Origin of the sequence: Halomonas sp. KHS3 (genome assembly GCF_000830495.1) — a bacterium.
GTDB classification, from domain to species: domain Bacteria; phylum Pseudomonadota; class Gammaproteobacteria; order Pseudomonadales; family Halomonadaceae; genus Vreelandella; species Vreelandella titanicae.
The window spans coordinates 24567-42458 of sequence record NZ_JWHY01000010.1 but is presented as its reverse complement, the minus strand read 5'-3'; the positions used below and the strand labels follow the sequence as shown (position 1 = coordinate 42458).

The following is a 17892-nucleotide window of genomic DNA, read 5'->3' as shown; positions in this document are numbered from 1 at the left end:
AGAGACGGAGAATGAGGTTATTGTCAGGCGTTCTGATGGTCAGCGCAATCAGAGGTGTTGACTTCCACAGGCGGCGTGATAGAAACAAGCTTGGCGTTTACTTATTCCTTCATTTTGCGAGTCACCTTGATGGTCACCCGAAAATTGCCGTTGACGAAACTTATTGTTCTGCTGAGCCTTGCTACGTTTAGTGTGAATGCCGTTGCCGAGTCTCAGCAAGAGATTGAGGCGCGTATCCGTGCCCTCAATGCTGAACTGTATGATCTGCATCAACAGTTGCAGCAGATAGAAAATCCCGAAGACGCCGCGCTAGACATACCGTTTGAACAGTTGCCTGAAGAGGCTGCAAGGGAAGATTTAAGCGATCGCCGTGAACTTGAGCAGGAATCAACCCGGAATCCGTTTTCAATCACCACCCACCGCACCAACTATCTGTTCCCTGTTAGTTACAATGCTAACCAAAATCGTGAAAGTTTCCGCACGGTGGCTAACGGCACCCCCGCAGATCGCGTGGAGTTAAAATTCCAGTTCAGTGCCAAGGTTAATCTGGCTGAACAGGTATTCGGTAACTACGGCGACGTCTACTTTGGCTACACCCAGCGCAGTTGGTGGCAGGCTTATAATACCGACGCCTCATCACCCTTTAGGGAAACCAACTACGAGCCGGAAGTGTTTATCGACTTTGACAATGCCTGGGAAGCGCTTGGCTGGGTGAATACCCGCAACCGAGTATCTCTCAATCACCAGTCTAATGGTCGCTCAGATCCTCTCTCGCGCAGTTGGAACCGGGTATACCTTGAAAGCACCTTCCAGCGCGGCGACTGGGCGTTCACCCTGGCACCCCACTGGCGGGTACCGGAATCCTCAGAGGATGACGACAACCCGGATATCGAACGCTACATGGGATACGGCGATATTCGCCTCGCCAAGCGTCTCAATAATAACCATGAAGTGAGCGGTCAGTTACGCGGCAATCCCAGCGCTGGCAATATCGGCACCCAGATTGATTACAGCTGGCCCGCTTTCAACAGCTTGCGAGCGCATGTACAGTACTACTACGGATATGGTGAAAGCATGATCGATTATGATCATCGCGTGCACCGCTTGAGCCTTGGGTTTAGTTTAAATCCCTTATTTAGTGCGACAGGGCTGAACCGATAGACGCATTTGCTTGTCTGTTACTAGCTGGCTGCTATGCTTGTAGTCAGCAGCAAAAATACAGTAACTAATAGTTAGTAGCCCAATCATTCACTCGTCAAAGGAAGACTCCATGGCTAAACGTCAACCCACCTACTCTACTCAAGCCGATCAACTCAAAGATGATCTGCGCCACTTGAGTGAAACCGTTGAAGAGCTGGTCAATGCGACCGCTAAAGATGCCAGCGGAGAGATGAACGATCTACGTACTCGCGCCGAACGTCGTTTGAAAGACACTCGTGCACGTCTTGAAGCTCGTGGCGAGCGTATTTATGACGAAACCCGCGACTCGCTGACTCATCAGGCCGATGCGTGTGATCGCTACGTCCATGAAAACCCCTGGACGAGTATTGGCATTGGTGCCGCAGTAGGTATGGTTGTGGGTATGCTGCTCGGTCGTCGCTAATGGCTTTGGGCCCCACCCAACGCGTCTTCTCTGCCGCCAAACGCTTGCTGAAATCGCTGATTGCGAATAGCGAAACCCGCCTGCGTTTGGCGGTGTTTGAGTTAGAAGAGGAGCGTGCTCGCTTACTGGTTCTACTTCTTCTGGCAGGAGCTAGCTTACTGCTGCTCTTGTTGGGTATTGCCACTTTGACGGCACTGGTAGTGGTTATATTCTGGGATACCTATCGCTTAACCGCCATTGCCATCAGTGCAGGTGTGCTGATCGGCGCCAGTTTGCTACTCGCGGTTATTGCGATTCGCCAGTCCAAGCAACACTCTCTGTTAAAAGAAACACTCAAACAGCTTGCTGCTGATCGAGCACTGCTTGAGGAGCCAAGTGATGAAACCATCCGCAGACACCGCTAAGCCACCAACCAAACCGCTCAGCCGCGCTGAACGCAAAGCGCTTTTGTTAGCCGAGCTAGAGCAGCAGCGCGTGGATATTTTGGTCGATAGCGAATTTTTACAGCAAGCCGCCTCACCACTGGATAGAAACTGGCAAAGCTTCAAGCTGCCGCTTTACGCCATTGGTGGCTTTGCTGCATTCAAGCTGATGCGCCACCCAGGTGGAGCAATGGCGGCAGGTAGAAAAGTCCTTGCGGGCTATATGCTACTCAAAAAACTTAAATTATTAGCCAAAGTGGCTAGTTAATTTGGACGGCTGTGCGGCTCGCTGACTGTACCTTAGAAGCCAGCGAGCGGAGATTAGCCAAACATCGTTTAAGGCGGCCACTCAGTGAAAAATTCTGGCCTGTCGGCCAACTTAATTTGATCACTTTCGTTAAATAGCTCGCTATTCGCTTTATACCCGACACATTTGGCCCGAAAGCTGAGCTTCTTGTGTGATTATCGGTATTTAGCGACTAACTGCTGAAAGATGCCGAAACATCAGGCGCCTGAGCACGCTTAACCAGAACTGCTGGTGCGGTCTCTTTGAGCCCCAAAGCCAGGACTCCAGCAATCACACAAATAGCGCTCATTAACCACAACGGTGCGGATTGGCCAACACTATCTGCCGCAGCGCCTGCTAGCGCCGGTAGAACCCCACCTCCCAATATCTCACCAATACCCATTACAAAACCCAGGGCTGTTGCAATATGGCGCGAATCGACGGTTTCAGAGGGAACGGTGGCCATAAAAAGCGGAAAGATGCCGTTCAATGCCCAACCAAAGAAAAACAACACTGCCAGAATAATAGCCGAGCCATCAAAATACATGGCGCTTAAGGTGAGGATGAGCCCCATAAATGGGGTAATTACCATTACTGGCTTACGACCAATTTTGTCAGAGATACCGCTGACGACGAAGCTTCCGACCGCTGCCGAGATGCCTAAAGTTCCCATCAGCCACCCCATGGTTTCAGCAGAATAACCACGTACACTGGTTAGGTAAATTGGCATGAAAGACCAGCAAGTTACTAAGTATCCAATCAATAACACCGCAATAAGCGAACATAGCAGCATATTTCGATGAGCGAAGACCTCTTTGAGACTTGGGCGCTGACAGGACTGATTCACACCCGTTGCGATAGGTACTGAAGATGCTGTCGGTTCACGCATTAACCACCAGAGGAGTCCAGCGGCTAGAAGACCTGGAAGCCCTGCAAGGAAAAACGCCTCTCGCCAGCCAAAAGCAGAAGCAACAGCCACAAGGACAACCGGCGCAGCAAAAGAACCCAATAAATTTGACCCGAAGTTCTGCATGACCCCCATAGCAATGCCCCGCCTTTCAGGAGTAACTTCTATTGCCGTTACTGATTGCGATATAGGCAGGATAGGGCCTTCTGCAACACCCATAAGCAATCTAGCACCGAGAAGCAATAAGAATGAGGTGGCAAGACCTGATAAAAAAGAGCAGAGAGAGAACACAATCGTCGCCATGATCAAAAATATCTTTCTTCGGCCACTTCGATCAGACATTGCACCAAATATTAAACCAGATATTGCCCAGGTGACTGATAACGCAGAGGCTGTTAGGCCTATCTGTAGGTTTGTCAAGGCCAACTCTGGCTGAACAAATGGCATCAGGAAGTTAAGTGCATTCCTGTCAAAAAATACAATGCCAAAGTTAAGGCTCAATAGAGTAACTAAAAGGATTTGATAACGAGTGTTATTGGGCGTGTTAGGCAGGGTAGCTGTATTATTGTTAGTCATGGCTTATTAACACCTTGCATTGATGGGTGCGCTTTTTTAACGCTTCAAATGCGGTTGGCACATTGTTAAGTGGCACGGTCTCGGTGATTAAATGGCGAGGCTCTACAACGCCAGAATCGAGAATATCCAACGCACTTTCGTATTCACGTCGTGAGAAGAAAACGGCAGTTTGAAGGCGTATTTCCTTTGATAAAGCACTAAAGGGTATAAAGCTGTCAGGCTTAGTGCATAAACCAAGAAGCAGAATCGTACCGTGCGTGCGAACCTGCTCAATGGCTTGCGCAATGAGACCAGGAACGCCCGCACACTCGAATACTATGTCTGCTGAACCTCCAAGTGACCGCTCTGCAGCTTTAATGGGTTGATATGGATCACAAACAAAACCGGTCGCCCCCATGTCATAGGCACGTTGTTCTTGGTATCGGGTAATATCCTGTATGACAACCGTCTGAGCGCCAAAGCGGCGCGCCCAAAAAGCGACAGCTAACCCGATAGGCCCAGCACCAAGGATGAGGACACGGTCACCAGGTTTCATGCCGGATAGCTGGAGACCATGGAGAGCAACGGCTAAAGGCTCTACAATTGCACCGTCGTCCATGCTTGCATTGAGAGGAAGAGGTACGCACTGGCGCGCAGCGGTGACGGCATATTCACCATATCCCCCTCCCTCCAACGCCATATCTAGACACCAAGCAGGATTCCCAGAACGGCATGCAGCGCAATAACCGCAACTTCGGAAAGGTATAACGGATACAAGATCTCCTATAGATACATCACTGACTTTTCGACCTAAAGCGACTATCTCGCCTGCATATTCGTGACCCAGCACATCGCCAGGACAAATGCCGAAAATGGGATCCTCAGTCATATGGAGATCGGAGCCACAAATTCCACATCGTTTCACCTGGATGACAACCTCATCGTCTCCTGGTGTAGGGTCTGGAAGTTCGCAAACATCTAAAGGCTGGTGTAACCCCTGAAAGACGGCAGCACGCATCAGCCCACCCTCCCAAGAGAAGTGCCTCCGTCAATAACCAATTGAGCACCGGTCATATAGGAAGAGGCGTCAGAGGCTAGGTATAGCGCCAGTGCCTTGATCTGTTCAGGATCAGCGATTTCCCCTAGAGGTACCTTGGCGTTCCAGGCCTGGCGAACTGCTTCGTCTTTCAACCAGCCACCACCAATGTTGGTTACGAAACCGCCGGGCGCGATAGTGTTGACCCGGATCCGGAACTCTGCCAACTCTAAGGCAACTTGACGTACTAAATGGGACACTCCCGCTTTTGCAGGCATGTAAGCAAGCCCGACCACAGGCTCTGTAATAAAGGCAGCATTGGAGGACGTGACAACAATTGATCCTCGACGCCGTGGCTTCATGTATTTAGCTGCCACTCGCAGAGTATTAAAGACCCCCGTCAGATTAATAGAAATTGTTCTATCCCAGCGGGCTGGATCTAAAACGTCAATCTGACCATCTCTATTTCGCCCTCCTGAAGGGTTCCAAAACCCTGCCCCAGGATCGATCCCCGCATTAGCAAAAACAATATCCAAGTTGCCAAACTGGCGGACATGTTCTTCGAAGGCTCGACTGGTCTGCATTCGATCAGCGACATCTAGCTGGACAGCATGAACCTTGCAGCCTTCGTCACGGAGTCTTTGTGCCTCACATTCGGCTGCGTCGATGTTTATATCCGCTAGTGTCACGTTAGCTCCGTTTTCTGCCAACGCTTCGGCATAGGCAAGTCCTAAACCTGAGGCTCCCCCCGTGATCAGGGCTGAACGCCCTTCTACGCTGAATTGCTCTAATACACGCATATCCCACCTCATAGAAATAACTGTTCATTGATGGGGATATTGTGTTCTTCACAATAAGTGACGTAGTGATTGATGAACCAGAAAACATCCAGCGTTTCTGCCCACTCCCCCTTCTCATCGAAGAACTCGTTAGCTCCCTGCATCCAAAATAGAGCTTTCATTCCATTAGCATCGTCGGTCACTAACGTGTGAGCCTGTCCGGGCATTTCCGTTATAAACTCACCAGGCCCGCAAACCCAGTCGTATTCCAAATATCGGAAAGATCCCTCCATTCCTACAGCCCATACCATTCCTCGGTGCTTATGGGTACCAATCACACCAGGGCTTTTAATCCATAAAATATTGCAATAAACATTATTCCTTACATCAAAGGCCAGATGCCGTATAGCTGCATTATCACCAAAAGGAACCCATGGGCTTTCTACCTCAGAGAGCCCTACATAGCTTCCCTCACGCCCAAATCGGTCTTGCATTGCCTTCATTGGCTCAGGAACTTCTACGATACGATAAGCATTACTAGCGGGTGCATTAGCCATTATTGTTCTCACTTTATTTATGGAAACGATGTATTACAGAGAACTATTCAGCAATTGCTATGCCAACTACTCAAAACCTAGACCTTAGTATAAAAAATAAAGTAAAATTCTTATTATGCAAAGGAAGTTAAGAGACTAGACACGACTAAAGTACAACTGAAGGATTGAACAAGACTCGCCAGTATTTAATTAATTTAATATTTTTAATAAAAAAATGAGAAAGACATGACAAAAAAAATGACGCTTTCGAAAATGACAACGCAACCCAATCAAGCGAGCTCTTGTGAGATAGGCCTTGATGATGGAGACCCACCCACTTTACGTGATTTGACAGAGAGGCTGCGCCTTACCCCTAACGATGGAAAAATTTGGTTCGATGATCGCCGCATGGTGCTACTTGGGGCTAATGCATTTGGTGTGTTGCGCAGAGAAATCATTGAATCACTAGGCTTTTCTAGAGCATGCAGCTTGCTGATGCGCGTAGGTTTTTCAGCTGGATCTGCCGACGCAGCTTTTGTACGAAAACATTGGCCACTAAACGATGAAGCTGGTGCGTTGACCGCGGGAGAGCGGTTACATGCGGTCATGGGGATGGTTAAAGTCGAAACGGTACGACGCGACCACGACATCCCGAACGGTATTTTCAATGCCGAGTTCCTTTGGCATGGTTCAATCGAAGCCGCCGAACATATAAATGCGTACGGCCTATCACGTGAACCGGTTTGCTGGATGCAGCTAGGTTATGCCAGCGGCTACGCCAGTGCTTTCTACGGTAAGCGAGTGATATATCGTGAGTTGGAGTGTGCTGGCTGCGGCGGCTCTTTCTGCCGAATCGTAGGTGAGATGACAAATCAAGAAATAGGCAGTACCCATGACCTTAGCTGGCTCACTCCAGGAGAATACCTTGCGCCTGAAGCGCGTAAGTCGTCTCGACAAACCACTGGCGTTACGACAGCGTCATCTCCTGCCTCTATCCATGAGAAAATAGATACCCAAAAGATCGTGGGTATTTCAGCAGCAGTCAGTATTGCTTTGCAGAAGATCGAAAGAGTCGCGCCAACGCCAGCCACGGTACTGTTCAATGGAGAATCAGGTGTTGGGAAAGACTTGTTTGCTAACGAGCTTCACCGCAAAAGCAACTTGGCAAACGGCCCCTTTGTCGCCCTTAACTGTGCTGCAATCCCTGACACATTGGTTGAGGCAGAGCTGTTTGGCGTAGAAAAAGGTGCGTTTACAGGTGCAGAAAAAAGTCGACCGGGTCGGTTCGAACGAGCCAATGGGGGCACACTATTTCTTGATGAAATTCCATCATTAAGTTATGAGGCACAAGGTAAGCTTCTTCGCACCCTGCAGAATGGTGAGATAGAAAGAGTCGGTGGTGCACACCCTATTCAAGTTAACGTCAGGGTTGTTGCCGCCTCAAATAAAGATCTTTTCAAGGAAGTGCAGAATGGACTATTCAGAGAGGATCTTTATTACCGCTTAAATGTTTTTCCTATTCGCCTTCCCCCTCTTAGAGAACGCCAGGATGATATCCCCTTATTGATCGAACATTTTTTATACCGCTACTCAAACGTTTATAAAAAAAATATTCCAGGACTCACCCGAAAGGCCAGTGAAGCACTTTTAGACTATAGTTATCCTGGAAATATTCGCGAGCTTCAGAATTTAATAGAACGTGGCGTGATTAACGCGCTAGATTCTGAGCCGCTCAATGTGTTTCATATGTTTGACGACGTTGGCTTTGCCACAAAACTCAATCCCCCTTCAGGCCTCAATATTGATCCCACAGGAGAGCTGGAGGCTGGCACAAGTGGGCCTGATCTATTTGGCCGGGGTAAGATTGACGATACGCAGAAGAGCGCTAAATATCACAGGAGAAGTGAAGCAGAAATTTTGTCAAATGCACTTTATAAAACAGATGGCAACGTGTCTAAGGCCGCCAGAGAACTAGGCGTAACGAGAGCTAAGCTAGCCTATCGAATTCAAAAAGCTGGATTAGATCCTAGTCTGTTTCGGCACTTGTAAGGAAGCGCCTGATCGACCTACCAGCCGACCTCTTGGCAGCATTGCCCTAGGCTCTGTTGACTTTTCAGCGCTGCCATAAGCGAAACGTCAACAGCCCCTAAACTTGAACCCATCGCCAAAATACAAGAGGCTTAATACAGCCAGTGTATCGGTTTACGGCACTTGCAAATCTTTGATCAGCTTATTAAACAGCCTGCCCGCAGGCTACGCCACTCGCCCACGCCCACTGAAAGTTATACCCGCCTAGCTCTCCCGTTACATCTAATACTTCTCCGATAAAGCGCAACTGTGGTAAGCCTTTAACCTCAAAGGTTTTGGACGAAATCGCGTCGGTATTGACCCCGCCCATGGTTACCTCTGCGGTACGCCAACCTTCTGTTCCTGCTGGTTTCAGTTGCCAAGCGTTGAGTCTTTGCGCCCACTCATCCAATGCGGCATTAGCATACTGGGCCAGGGGCCGCGCCAAGTCATGGTCGGGGTACCACTCCAGCAGTGCTTGCGCAAAGCGTTTCGGAAAGCGTTCGCCAAGCCAAGTCGAGAGCTGACGCTTAGGCGTTTCTTGGCGTGCCTCACGTAGGGATTCCGCCACGTTTTCATTGGGCAGTAGATCGATACTAATGCTCTCCCCTGGCTGCCAAACGCTGGATATCTGCAGCATCGCCGGCCCAGACAAGCCGCGGTGGGTAAACAGCATGGGTTCCACAAAGCGGCGACTGCCAGCACTAACAGCCACTGGCACGCTCAAACCAGAGAGCTCAGCTGCGCGCGCTTTCCAGCTATCGCTTAAGGTAAAGGGCACCAGCCCGGGTCGCGTAGCGAATACCTCTAGACCAAATTGACGGGCAATGTCGTAGCCAAAACCCGTCGCGCCCATGCTCGGAATGGAAAGCCCACCGCTCGCGATGACGACCACCCCGGCATCGATTTTACCTATCGAAGTCGTTAGACGCATGGCACTGCCCTGTTGCTCCACGCGGGTAACCTGGGTGCTGAGCCTGATTTCAGCCCCAGCCCACTCACACTCGGTCAGTAACGTATGGACAATATCTTTAGCCGAGGTTGCACAGAATAGCTGACCCGGCGTTTTCTCAACATGTTCAACGCCATGGCGCTCGACCAGCTCAACAAAGTGCTCAGGGCGGTAACGTTTGAGCGCCGAAATACAAAAGTAAGGGTTTGAAGAGTAAAAGTGCTGTGGCGTTGTGCCAAGATTGGTAAAGTTGCAGCGGCCACCCCCGGACATGAGAATCTTCTTGCCCGCTTTGTTAGCATGATCAAGCACTAAGACCCGCTTTCCGGCATAGCCTGCTTGCGCTGCGCACATTAAGCCTGCGGCGCCAGCACCGATGATGACAACGTCATAGATCATAATGGACAGCTCATATTGAGAGCGACTCCCGTCGTAAAAGGCAGGCATTCTAACAGGGTCGCACTTAAAAATTATTATGCGGATACAATTACCATATACAATAACTGTATAAATATTATCTAACGCTGAGAACACTATGCTTTTGCCCTTTCATCGACGACGGCTGTTGCGACTCGCACTCCTGCCTCTCACTCTTCTGCTTTCCAGCGTAGCGTTCGCCCAATCGGCGCCGTCAGTCATAGGCACCCGGGCGATCATGACTACCTGGTCGGATCCAATAGAAGCCTTGGGCACCCTTCGTGCCGATGAGAGCGTCACACTATCGGCTACCGTCACGGATATCGTTGCCGAGATCAATTTCCGTGACGGCGAGCAGGTCGAAGAAGGCCAGTTGCTTATTCGTCTGGAGGATGCCGAGGAACAGGCGCAGCTGAGGGCGTCCCAGGCACTTCGCGAAGAGCGGCGTAATGCGTCAAATCGCGCTTCGCAGTTGCAAGAGCGCAACCTGGCGGCTCGGGCCGATGTAGAAGATAGCCAATCACGGCTGCGCCAGGCAGATGCCGATATTCAAGCGATTGAAGCGGAGTTGGCCAATTACCAGATAAAAGCCCCCTTTAGTGGCCGCGTCGGCTTTCGCAATATCAGTGTTGGCGCCCTGGTCACTCCAGGCATGGATCTGGTGACGCTCGATAAATTGGATGTTATGCAGCTAGATTTCAGCGTCCCCGAAGTATTTCTCGACCGCCTCTCACCAGGCTTGATGCTCAATGCCACAACTGCCGCCTACCCTGACGCCCTCTTTAGCGGTGAAATTGCCACCATCGGCACACGGGTGGATCCAGTCACGCGCAGCGTAAGCGTCCGCGCTGATCTCGAGAATACCGATGGCCGCTTGCGGCCTGGCATGCTGATGGAAGTGATCGTTCAACAGCACGTACGCGATACGGTTGTTATCCCTGAGGCGGCCATTGAGCCTAGCGGTGACCGTCACTTCGTGATGTTAATTGAACAGAGTGAAGGCAGCACACGCTTGGCACAGCGTGAAGTGGTGATCGGCGAGCGCCGCAATGGCGAGGTGGAAATTCTCGAGGGACTCGCCGCCAACGATTTAATTGTCTTTCATGGCCTACAGCTGGCCCGTGACGGGCAAGAAGCCAGGTTAATCGGGATCGCCGATGACGAGACCGGTATACGAGCGCTGTTGGAGGCCGACCGCTAATGCGTTTATCGGATATCTCTGTTCAGCGGCCGGTATTGGCGATGGTAATCGCGGCGCTGATTATTGCCTTTGGCCTGCTGGCACTCAATCGTCTGCCGCTGCAAGAGTACCCCACCATCGACCCGCCAGTGGTCACCATCGATACCCGCTACCCCGGAGCCTCGGCCAGCGTCGTCGAAACACGGATTACCCAAGTATTAGAAGACCGCATTGCTGGCGTTGAAGGCATTGAGCTGATTACCTCGCAAAGCGAGGATGGACGCTCTCAGATCGAGATCGAATTTGGCATTGATATGGATATCAATGCCGCCGCCAATGATATTCGCGACCGCATCTCCGGCGCGCTGCGCAACCTACCCGACGACGCTGACAACCCAGAGGTCACCAAAGCCGATAGCAGCGAAGAAGTGGTGGTTTGGTTAAGCCTTTCCGGAAACGACTATTCCATTACTGAGCTAACCGACTACGCTAACCGCTTTTTGGTCGACAGCCTCTCCGTTCAGCCAGGGGTAGCACGGGTGCGTGTCGGCGGCGGCAGTGACTACGCCATGCGCGTGTGGCTGGATCGCAATGCCTTGGCCGCACGGGGACTCACCGTTAGCGATATCGAAGACGCACTGCGGGCAGAGAACGTAGAGCTACCGGCAGGCTCGCTTGAATCCAAGGATCGGCAGTTTATTGTCCGCCTCCCCCGTAGTTTTGCCAGTGCCGAAGATTTTCAGCGCCTCGCCCTCAGCTCTCCTCAAAACCAGGAGGAAAACGGCTATCTGGTGCGCCTTGCTGACGTAGCAAGAGTAGAGGTCGGCGCGGTGGAGGATCGTTCTGTCTTCCGCTCTAACGGCATCCCCATGGTCGGCCTGGGTATGATCATGCAGTCGACGGCCAATGTGATAGAGCTCTCTGAAGCCGTTCAGGTCGAACTTGAACGCCTACAAGGTACCTTGCCTGAAGGGATGTCACTGAGCCTGAACTACGACGCCTCGCTGTTCGTCTCCGGGGCGATTGAGCAGGTCGTTATGACGCTGTTTATCGCCATGGGCTTGGTGGTGGTGGTGATCTTTATGTTTTTGGGCAATTTGCGCACCACCCTGGTACCCGCGGTGACCGTTCCGATTGCCGTTATTGGCGCCTTTACTGCTCTGGCAGCGATGAATTTCTCAATTAACCTGCTAACTCTGCTGGCGCTGGTGCTGGCGATCGGTCTGATTGTCGATGATGCCATCGTCGTGCTTGAAAATATTAACCGGCGTATGCACGACTACGGCGAGACGCCGCTAGTCGCCGCCTTTCGAGGTACCCGGCAAATCGCCTTTGCAGTCATCGCCACCACCCTAGTGTTGGTGGCGGTTTTCTTGCCACTCAGTATGTTGCAAGGCGATATTGGCCGACTATTTTCCGAGTTCGCGCTAACCATGGCCGCTGCGGTAGTGGTCTCTACTCTGCTAGCACTGACGCTTACGCCGATGATGGCGTCTAAAATTCTTAAGCCGGGCATGCACGAAAGCCGGATTGGCAAGGCTGTGCAGTGGCTGCTCAGCGGCACACAGCGCCGCTATCAGGCCACGTTAGAGTGGATGCTCAAAATGCGCTGGCTGGTGGTCGCGGCGTTTGTATTATTGATTGGCGCCACCGCCTGGCTGGCCACGGTACTGCCCAACGAATACACGCCTCAAGAGGATCGCGGTAACTTTATCGTATTAGTGAATGGCCCTGAAGGCGCCACCTTCGACTACATGATGGACTACATGGATGAGATCGAAGCGCGGATGACGCCACTGGTGGAGAGCGGTGAGTTGGAGCGCGTAGTCGTTCGCGCCCCTCGTGGCTACGGCAACATAGAGAATTTCAATAGCGGCTTTATTATCGTCAATATGGCCGACTGGGGCAGCCGACGCAGTGCCTGGGAGATCATGGGCGAAGTACGCGAAAAGCTGCGTACGTTGCCGGGGGTACAAGCCTTCCCGGTGATGCGCCAGGGGTTTGGGCAGCGTACCCAAAAGCCGGTGCAGTTTGTACTGGGCGGTGGGACTTACGAAGAGCTTGCCCGCTGGCGCGATACGCTGATCGATCATGTGCGCGAAAACAACCCGCGCTTGATGGCACTAGAGAGCAACTACAACGAAACCCAGCCACAGCTAAGAGTCGATATTGACTACGAGCGTGCCGCTTCGTTGGGCGTTACGGTTACCGAGATCGGCAGAACGCTTGAAGTGCTGTTAGGTGGCCGTAACGTCACTCGCTATGTTGATGATGGTGAAGAGTACGACGTCATTTTGGAAGGTGACCGCGGCAGTCAAAACAGCCCGAGGGCGTTGGATAACATTCAGGTTCGATCCGCTCGCACAGGTGAACTAATCCCCCTGGCCAGTTTGGTCACCCTCTCCGACTTTGCTGGCGCCAGCACTTTGAACCGCTTTGACCGTATACGGGCGATTACCATTGAAGCCAACCTGGCGGATAGCTACCCCCTTGGCGAAGCTTTGACCTATTTAGAGCAGAGCGCCGCGGAGCTACTGCCGGAAGAGGCGCAAACCAATGTGGCAGGCGCATCACGGGACTTCCAGCAGGCCAGTGGCGCCACCGCGTTCTTGTTAATACTGGGCGCGCTTGTGGTCTTTTTGGTGTTAGCAGCGCAGTTCGAAAGCCTGATTCACCCCTTTGTGATAATGCTTACGGTGCCGCTCGCGATGAGCGGTGCGCTACTCGCCCTGCTACTAAGCGGTCAATCGCTTAATATCTATAGCCAAGTAGGCTTGGTGCTGTTGATTGGACTAGCGGCGAAAAACGGCATCTTAATTGTCGAGTTTGCCAACCAGTTGCGCGATGAGGGTAAAGCCTTCCGTGCGGCGTTGATTGAAGCCTCTGTGACGCGTTTAAGACCCATCTTAATGACCGCTGTGACCACCATGGCCGGCGCCATTCCGCTGATTGTCTCGACAGGGCCGGGGTCTGAGTCTCGCCTGGTTATCGGCACCGTGATTATGGCGGGGCTCGGCTCGGCAACGCTGTTTACGCTGTTTGTAGTGCCTGTGGCTTACGACTTGCTGGCGCGCCACACCGGTTCGCCTGGGGCAGTGAAAAGGCGGTTAGAGGAGGAAATTGCTAATGCACCATCTGACTGATGTCATTGCCAACGCAGCGAAGCAATCTGGTTTTTAGAGGCCACCGCACGCTTGAGATTGCCGCGTCGCTGCGCTCCTCGCAATGACGACCTCAATGAAAAAGGGTGCCTGTTGGCACCCTTTGAAAAGAGAGCTAGCGATTACTCACACTCGCCAAGATACTCGCCTTCAATCACGGTATTCATGCTCAGCTCACCCATGGGGGACTGGGTAAGGATATCGACGCTGCCTTCGATACGCTCGCCCATAAAACGCATTTCGCCATCGATGGTGGCTTCGCCACCCTCAGCGCGACACACCATGCTGTAGCTGAGACCGTCCGCATTCAGCTCCTGGTCGAGCAGCTCGCAGCCTTCTTCTTCCTCGATGAAGCCAAATTCAGCTCCCTCAAGCTCTTCCTGACTAATACACTGGCGCTCGGTTTCCGTTTGATCCGGAATTTCCATTTCGCCGGTGACGCTGGTTTTGCTCACAAACTCCCACTCACCAGCGGTGACATTGGGGGTTTCAGCCAACGCGACCATCGGAAAGGCCACTAGGGCCGCTACTGCCATGTTACGTAACATCATCGCTACTCTCGCTGCGTTGCTTTGGGAACTTAAATCCTGGGATATCCTACCTGATTCAATCCTACGATGCCCTACCCGACGACCACACTGCTACACTCATTGGGTAAGAAACTGATTTAGCGCATCCGCTATACAAGGTAGCCAACAATGCAAGACGACGCCCTGGTCAATTATGACTTCCACTGCCCCTACTGCGATTCGCCGCTGACCTTTCTGATTGATACGTCACAGGGCAGCCATGATACCTGGGAGGATTGCCATCAATGCTGCGCGCCCATCCAGCTACAGATCATCGTCTCACCGGTGACCGGAGAACTCGATAGCGTCGTCGCCGGGCGCGACGACGACGTTCTATAGTTTGATTTAAACTTCTCGTAGAGCAGCCTTCCGCCGGGTCTCATTACGTCGCATAAGAAACCACGCCAACAGTGTCGCCAGCGATACCGTTAGGATGATCAATGTAGCAAGCGCATTGATCTTCGGCGACACCCCCATACGCACCGAAGAAAACACCACCATCGGCAGCGTATTGGCCCCTGGCCCGGAAACAAAGCTGGCGATCACCAGGTCATCCAGGGAGAGGGTAAACGCCAGCAGCCAGCCTGCAGCCAGCGCGGGGGTAATGATCGGCAGCGTGATAGAAAAGAAGGTTTTCACTGGAGGTGAGCCCAAATCCATGGCGGCCTCTTCAATGGAGTGATCCACTTCCCGCAGCCGCGCAGCCACCACGACAGCCACATAGGCACTGCAAAAGGTGGTGTGAGCAATCCAAATGGTTGCCATGCCCCGATCGGCTGGCCAGCCGGTAATCTGCGCCATCTGCACAAATAGTAGCAGCAGCGAAAGACCGGTGATGACTTCGGGCATTACCAGCGGCGCCGTGACCATGCTCGACAGCGCCGTTTTACCACGGAAGTGGCCATAGCGTGTCATTACAAAGGCTGCCACGGTGCCCAGGCAAACCGCCATGCTGGCCGCGAAAAACGCGATGCGCAGGCTCGTCCATACCGCCGACAAAATCTGCTGATCACGAAACAGCTCGCCGTACCACTGGGTGGAGAACCCCGCCCACACCGTGACCAGTTTCGAGGCGTTAAACGAATACACCACCAGCACAAACATTGGCAGGTAAAGAAACAGCAGGCCAAGCACCAGCATGACCGTTGAGAAGCTCGGCCGTCGCATGCTCATTATTCAAGCTCCTTGGACTGGTAACGATGAAACCAGACTATCGGCACCAGTAACAGCAGTAGCATCACCATGGCCAGCGCCGACGCCACGGGCCAGTCGCGGTTGAGAAAGAACTCCTCCCACAGCACTTTGCCGATCATTAGCGTATCAGGGCCGCCCAGCAGTTCAGGAATCACAAACTCCCCTACCGCAGGTATGAACACCAGCATCGAACCGGCCACAATGCCGCCCGTAGAGAGCGGCAAGGTGACTTTGATAAAGGTATTGAACTTGCGCGAGCCAAGATCTGCAGCGGCCTCTAACAACGAGTTATCCATGCGCGTTAAGTGGGCATATAGCGGCAGCACCATGAACGGCAAGTAGGCATAAACAATGCCAATAGTCACTGAAAACTGGGTATTCATCATGCGCAGCGGCGAATCAATCAGGCCAATCCCGATCAACAGGTTATTGATTAACCCACTGTTGCTTAGAATTCCCATCCAGGCATAGACACGAATCAAAAACGACGTCCATGACGGCAACATGACCAGCAGCAGTAACAGCAGTTGCCAGCGTGCTGGGGCTCGGGCCATGGCATACGCCATCGGGTAACCGAGCAACAAACAGGCCAGCGTGGCAATAAACGCCGTTTTCACTGAGCCCCAATAGGCGGCGATATACAACGAATCTGAGAGCAGAAAGAGATAATTGCCCAGATTAAGAAAGACATGCAGCGTCTGATCGGCGTACTCAAGCAGCGGGCCATAGGGCGGAATCGCAATCGCCGCTTCGGAGAGGCTGATTTTGAGCACCAGCGCAAAGGGCAGTAAAAAAAACAGCATCAGCCACACGAGCGGAAACGCGATCACTGCTCGGCGCCCCAGCTGCAAGCGTTTGAGCAGTGCTGAAGAACGAGATAACTTCATTAAAGGCAGTCTCCTCGCGGTAAGGAATGCGCCACTATCGCAATTCAAAACGTTAGCAGCTCAAGACGCTAGCGGTTCAAAACAATCGTACTGTGATCTTCCCAGTAGACATACACACTGTCTTCCCAGGTGGGTCGATCACCGCGACGCTCGGTATTGGCCATACTGACTTTAATGATCTGGCCCGACTGGGTGCGCACGTAGTAGAGCGAGAAACCGCCTAAATAGGCAATATCATCCACCTTGCCTTCTGCCCAGTTATATTCTGTTGTGGGTTTCTCGCGGGTTAGCCAGATTTTTTCAGGGCGCAGCGCGACCCAAACCCGCCGATTCGACGCCTGGGTGGTAATACCGTGGTCAATATAAATGGGCCGCTCGAGCGCGGGAGCGACGATGCGGCAGTGGTCAGCAGCATCTTCGCTAATCTCTCCTTCAAACAGATTCACCGTACCGACAAATTCCGCCACCATGCGGCTCACCGGGCTTTCATAAATATCGATCGGCGAGCCTATTTGTTCGATCCAGCCATCGGCCATGATCGCCACGCGGTCGGCCATGGTCATGGCCTCTTCCTGGTCGTGAGTGACCATAATGCAGGTAACACCCACCTGCTCGATGATCTCCACTACCTCTAGCTGCATTTCAGTGCGCAGTTTTTTATCCAGTGCGCCCATGGGCTCGTCTAACAGTAACAGTTTGGGCCGCTTGGCCAGCGAACGCGCCAGTGCTACACGCTGGCGCTGACCGCCAGAAAGTTGATGCGGTTTGCGCTTGGCAAAGCGCTCCATATGCACCAGCTTCAACATTTGCGCGACGCGAGCGTCGATATCCGCTTTGGGGAGCTTATCCTGCTTTAAACCAAAGGCAATATTCTGCGCCACCGTCATATGCGGAAATAGCGCATAGGACTGGAACATCATATTGATAGGCCGCTTGTGCGGAGGCATAGCGGTGATATTTTCACCGTCTAATAAAATACGGCCCTCAGAAGGAGTTTCAAACCCCGCCAACATCCTCAGCAGGGTTGATTTACCTGACCCGGAACCACCCAATAGCGCGAAAATTTCTCCGCGCTTAACCTGCAAATTGACATCATCCACCGCCAGCGCATCATCAAACCGCTTGCTTAAGCGTTTTACTTCCAGCACCACATCTTCAGCAAACCGCGGGGTTTTACCCTGGGGGCGCGACGAAGAAGGAGTGATTGGCGAAGCAGATGAAGGCTCGTTCGACAGGGGCGTAGTGACCATTCGCCACTCCCATCAAAAGGCCCGGCAATCCGGGCATTAAAAAAGACGAGCAGCGAGCCATAGAGAATTAACTCCAGGCTCGCCGTCGGAT

The 17892-nt window shown here is 52.3% G+C and carries 17 protein-coding genes; 8 read left to right on the top strand and 9 right to left on the bottom strand.

From position 1 onward, the window contains the following. Positions 1-129 precede the first annotated feature (129 nt). The 4 genes from RO22_RS19355 to RO22_RS19340 all read left to right on the top strand — a co-directional run bounded on the left by RO22_RS19355 (position 130) and on the right by RO22_RS19340 (position 2293). A complete protein-coding gene (locus tag RO22_RS19355; protein ID WP_022522790.1) occupies positions 130-1161 on the top strand; it encodes a phospholipase A in 1032 nt (343 codons plus the stop codon). A gap of 109 nt (positions 1162-1270) precedes the next feature. Next, positions 1271-1603: a YqjD family protein gene (locus RO22_RS19350; protein WP_022522789.1), complete on the top strand. Its 333-nt coding sequence runs from the start codon at positions 1271-1273 to the stop codon at positions 1601-1603. Beyond that, entirely contained in the window at positions 1603-2007 is a 405-nt protein-coding gene (locus RO22_RS19345) for a phage holin family protein (RefSeq protein ID WP_022522788.1), read from the top strand. Before RO22_RS19350 ends, RO22_RS19345 begins: the two co-directional genes overlap by 1 nt. Next, entirely contained in the window at positions 1982-2293 is a 312-nt protein-coding gene (locus tag RO22_RS19340; protein ID WP_022522787.1) for a YqjK family protein, read from the top strand. The genes RO22_RS19345 and RO22_RS19340 overlap by 26 nt, the downstream gene beginning before the upstream one ends. Positions 2294-2504: 211 nt before the next feature. On the opposite strand, the gene RO22_RS19335 is transcribed toward RO22_RS19340, so the two are convergent. Genes RO22_RS19335 through RO22_RS19320 form a run of 4 tightly spaced genes read right to left on the bottom strand, consistent with a single transcriptional unit; the run spans position 2505 to position 6145 of the window. After that, on the bottom strand, positions 2505-3794 hold the full coding sequence (locus RO22_RS19335; protein ID WP_022522786.1) for an MFS transporter: 1290 nt from the start codon (positions 3792-3794) through the stop codon (positions 2505-2507). Further along, positions 3787-4791, bottom strand: coding sequence for an alcohol dehydrogenase catalytic domain-containing protein (locus RO22_RS19330; RefSeq protein WP_022522785.1), 1005 nt, complete (start codon positions 4789-4791; stop codon positions 3787-3789). The genes RO22_RS19335 and RO22_RS19330 overlap by 8 nt, the downstream gene beginning before the upstream one ends. Continuing rightward, positions 4791-5609: an SDR family NAD(P)-dependent oxidoreductase gene (locus RO22_RS19325; protein ID WP_027958417.1), complete on the bottom strand. Its 819-nt coding sequence runs from the start codon at positions 5607-5609 to the stop codon at positions 4791-4793. Before RO22_RS19325 ends, RO22_RS19330 begins: the two co-directional genes overlap by 1 nt. A gap of 8 nt (positions 5610-5617) precedes the next feature. Beyond that, the gene (locus RO22_RS19320) at positions 5618-6145 is read right to left on the bottom strand and encodes a 2,4'-dihydroxyacetophenone dioxygenase family protein (protein WP_022522783.1); all 528 of its coding nucleotides are present in this window, start codon (positions 6143-6145) and stop codon (positions 5618-5620) included. 225 nt (positions 6146-6370) lie between these two features. Between RO22_RS19320 and RO22_RS19315 the strand changes: the two genes are divergently transcribed. Further along, entirely contained in the window at positions 6371-8173 is a 1803-nt protein-coding gene (locus RO22_RS19315) for a sigma-54-dependent Fis family transcriptional regulator (RefSeq protein WP_035537965.1), read from the top strand. 184 nt (positions 8174-8357) lie between these two features. Here the strand turns inward: RO22_RS19315 and RO22_RS19310 are convergent, their stop codons facing one another. Then, positions 8358-9542, bottom strand: a complete 1185-nt coding sequence (locus tag RO22_RS19310; RefSeq protein ID WP_027958416.1) for an NAD(P)/FAD-dependent oxidoreductase — start codon at positions 9540-9542, stop codon at positions 8358-8360. A gap of 136 nt (positions 9543-9678) precedes the next feature. On the opposite strand from RO22_RS19310, the gene RO22_RS19305 reads away from it, so the two are divergent. Both RO22_RS19305 and RO22_RS19300 read left to right on the top strand, forming a co-directional pair. Continuing rightward, positions 9679-10761, top strand: coding sequence for an efflux RND transporter periplasmic adaptor subunit (locus tag RO22_RS19305; protein ID WP_027958415.1), 1083 nt, complete (start codon positions 9679-9681; stop codon positions 10759-10761). Continuing rightward, on the top strand, positions 10761-13883 hold the full coding sequence (locus RO22_RS19300) for an efflux RND transporter permease subunit (RefSeq protein WP_027958414.1): 3123 nt from the start codon (positions 10761-10763) through the stop codon (positions 13881-13883). Before RO22_RS19305 ends, RO22_RS19300 begins: the two co-directional genes overlap by 1 nt. A 140-nt stretch (positions 13884-14023) precedes the next feature. On the opposite strand, the gene RO22_RS19295 is transcribed toward RO22_RS19300, so the two are convergent. After that, positions 14024-14452 carry a DUF3617 domain-containing protein gene (locus RO22_RS19295; RefSeq protein WP_022522778.1) on the bottom strand — a complete coding sequence of 143 codons (429 nt, stop codon included), beginning with the start codon at positions 14450-14452 and terminating at the stop codon, positions 14024-14026. 147 nt (positions 14453-14599) lie between these two features. On the opposite strand from RO22_RS19295, the gene RO22_RS19290 reads away from it, so the two are divergent. Next, the gene (locus RO22_RS19290; RefSeq protein ID WP_027958413.1) at positions 14600-14809 is read left to right on the top strand and encodes a CPXCG motif-containing cysteine-rich protein; all 210 of its coding nucleotides are present in this window, start codon (positions 14600-14602) and stop codon (positions 14807-14809) included. 6 nt (positions 14810-14815) lie between these two features. On the opposite strand, the gene RO22_RS19285 is transcribed toward RO22_RS19290, so the two are convergent. From RO22_RS19285 to RO22_RS19275, 3 genes are all read right to left on the bottom strand, one after another. Then, the gene (locus RO22_RS19285; protein ID WP_027958412.1) at positions 14816-15643 is read right to left on the bottom strand and encodes an ABC transporter permease subunit; all 828 of its coding nucleotides are present in this window, start codon (positions 15641-15643) and stop codon (positions 14816-14818) included. Then, a complete protein-coding gene (locus RO22_RS19280) occupies positions 15643-16551 on the bottom strand; it encodes an ABC transporter permease subunit (RefSeq protein WP_027958411.1) in 909 nt (302 codons plus the stop codon). Before RO22_RS19280 ends, RO22_RS19285 begins: the two co-directional genes overlap by 1 nt. Positions 16552-16619: 68 nt before the next feature. Beyond that, on the bottom strand, positions 16620-17801 hold the full coding sequence (locus RO22_RS19275; protein WP_027958410.1) for an ABC transporter ATP-binding protein: 1182 nt from the start codon (positions 17799-17801) through the stop codon (positions 16620-16622). Between the last annotated feature and the right edge of the window lie 91 nt (positions 17802-17892).

Bases quoted from the DNA above. Each gene is read 5' to 3' on its own strand.
- RO22_RS19340 (WP_022522787.1), top strand. From the start codon at position 1,982: ATGAAACCATCCGCAGACACCGCTAAGCCACCAACCAAACCGCTCAGC.
- RO22_RS19315 (WP_035537965.1), top strand. From the start codon at position 6,371: ATGACAAAAAAAATGACGCTTTCGAAAATGACAACGCAACCCAATCAA.
- RO22_RS19350 (WP_022522789.1), top strand. From the start codon at position 1,271: ATGGCTAAACGTCAACCCACCTACTCTACTCAAGCCGATCAACTCAAA.
- RO22_RS19275 (WP_027958410.1), bottom strand. From the start codon at position 17,801: ATGGTCACTACGCCCCTGTCGAACGAGCCTTCATCTGCTTCGCCAATC.
- RO22_RS19300 (WP_027958414.1), top strand. From the start codon at position 10,761: ATGCGTTTATCGGATATCTCTGTTCAGCGGCCGGTATTGGCGATGGTA.
- RO22_RS19295 (WP_022522778.1), bottom strand. From the start codon at position 14,452: ATGATGTTACGTAACATGGCAGTAGCGGCCCTAGTGGCCTTTCCGATG.
- RO22_RS19355 (WP_022522790.1), top strand. From the start codon at position 130: ATGGTCACCCGAAAATTGCCGTTGACGAAACTTATTGTTCTGCTGAGC.
- RO22_RS19345 (WP_022522788.1), top strand. From the start codon at position 1,603: ATGGCTTTGGGCCCCACCCAACGCGTCTTCTCTGCCGCCAAACGCTTG.
- RO22_RS19285 (WP_027958412.1), bottom strand. From the start codon at position 15,643: ATGAGCATGCGACGGCCGAGCTTCTCAACGGTCATGCTGGTGCTTGGC.
- RO22_RS19305 (WP_027958415.1), top strand. From the start codon at position 9,679: ATGCTTTTGCCCTTTCATCGACGACGGCTGTTGCGACTCGCACTCCTG.
- RO22_RS19280 (WP_027958411.1), bottom strand. From the start codon at position 16,551: ATGAAGTTATCTCGTTCTTCAGCACTGCTCAAACGCTTGCAGCTGGGG.
- RO22_RS19320 (WP_022522783.1), bottom strand. From the start codon at position 6,145: ATGGCTAATGCACCCGCTAGTAATGCTTATCGTATCGTAGAAGTTCCT.
- RO22_RS19310 (WP_027958416.1), bottom strand. From the start codon at position 9,542: ATGATCTATGACGTTGTCATCATCGGTGCTGGCGCCGCAGGCTTAATG.
- RO22_RS19335 (WP_022522786.1), bottom strand. From the start codon at position 3,794: ATGACTAACAATAATACAGCTACCCTGCCTAACACGCCCAATAACACT.
- RO22_RS19325 (WP_027958417.1), bottom strand. From the start codon at position 5,609: ATGCGTGTATTAGAGCAATTCAGCGTAGAAGGGCGTTCAGCCCTGATC.
- RO22_RS19330 (WP_022522785.1), bottom strand. From the start codon at position 4,791: ATGCGTGCTGCCGTCTTTCAGGGGTTACACCAGCCTTTAGATGTTTGC.
- RO22_RS19290 (WP_027958413.1), top strand. From the start codon at position 14,600: ATGCAAGACGACGCCCTGGTCAATTATGACTTCCACTGCCCCTACTGC.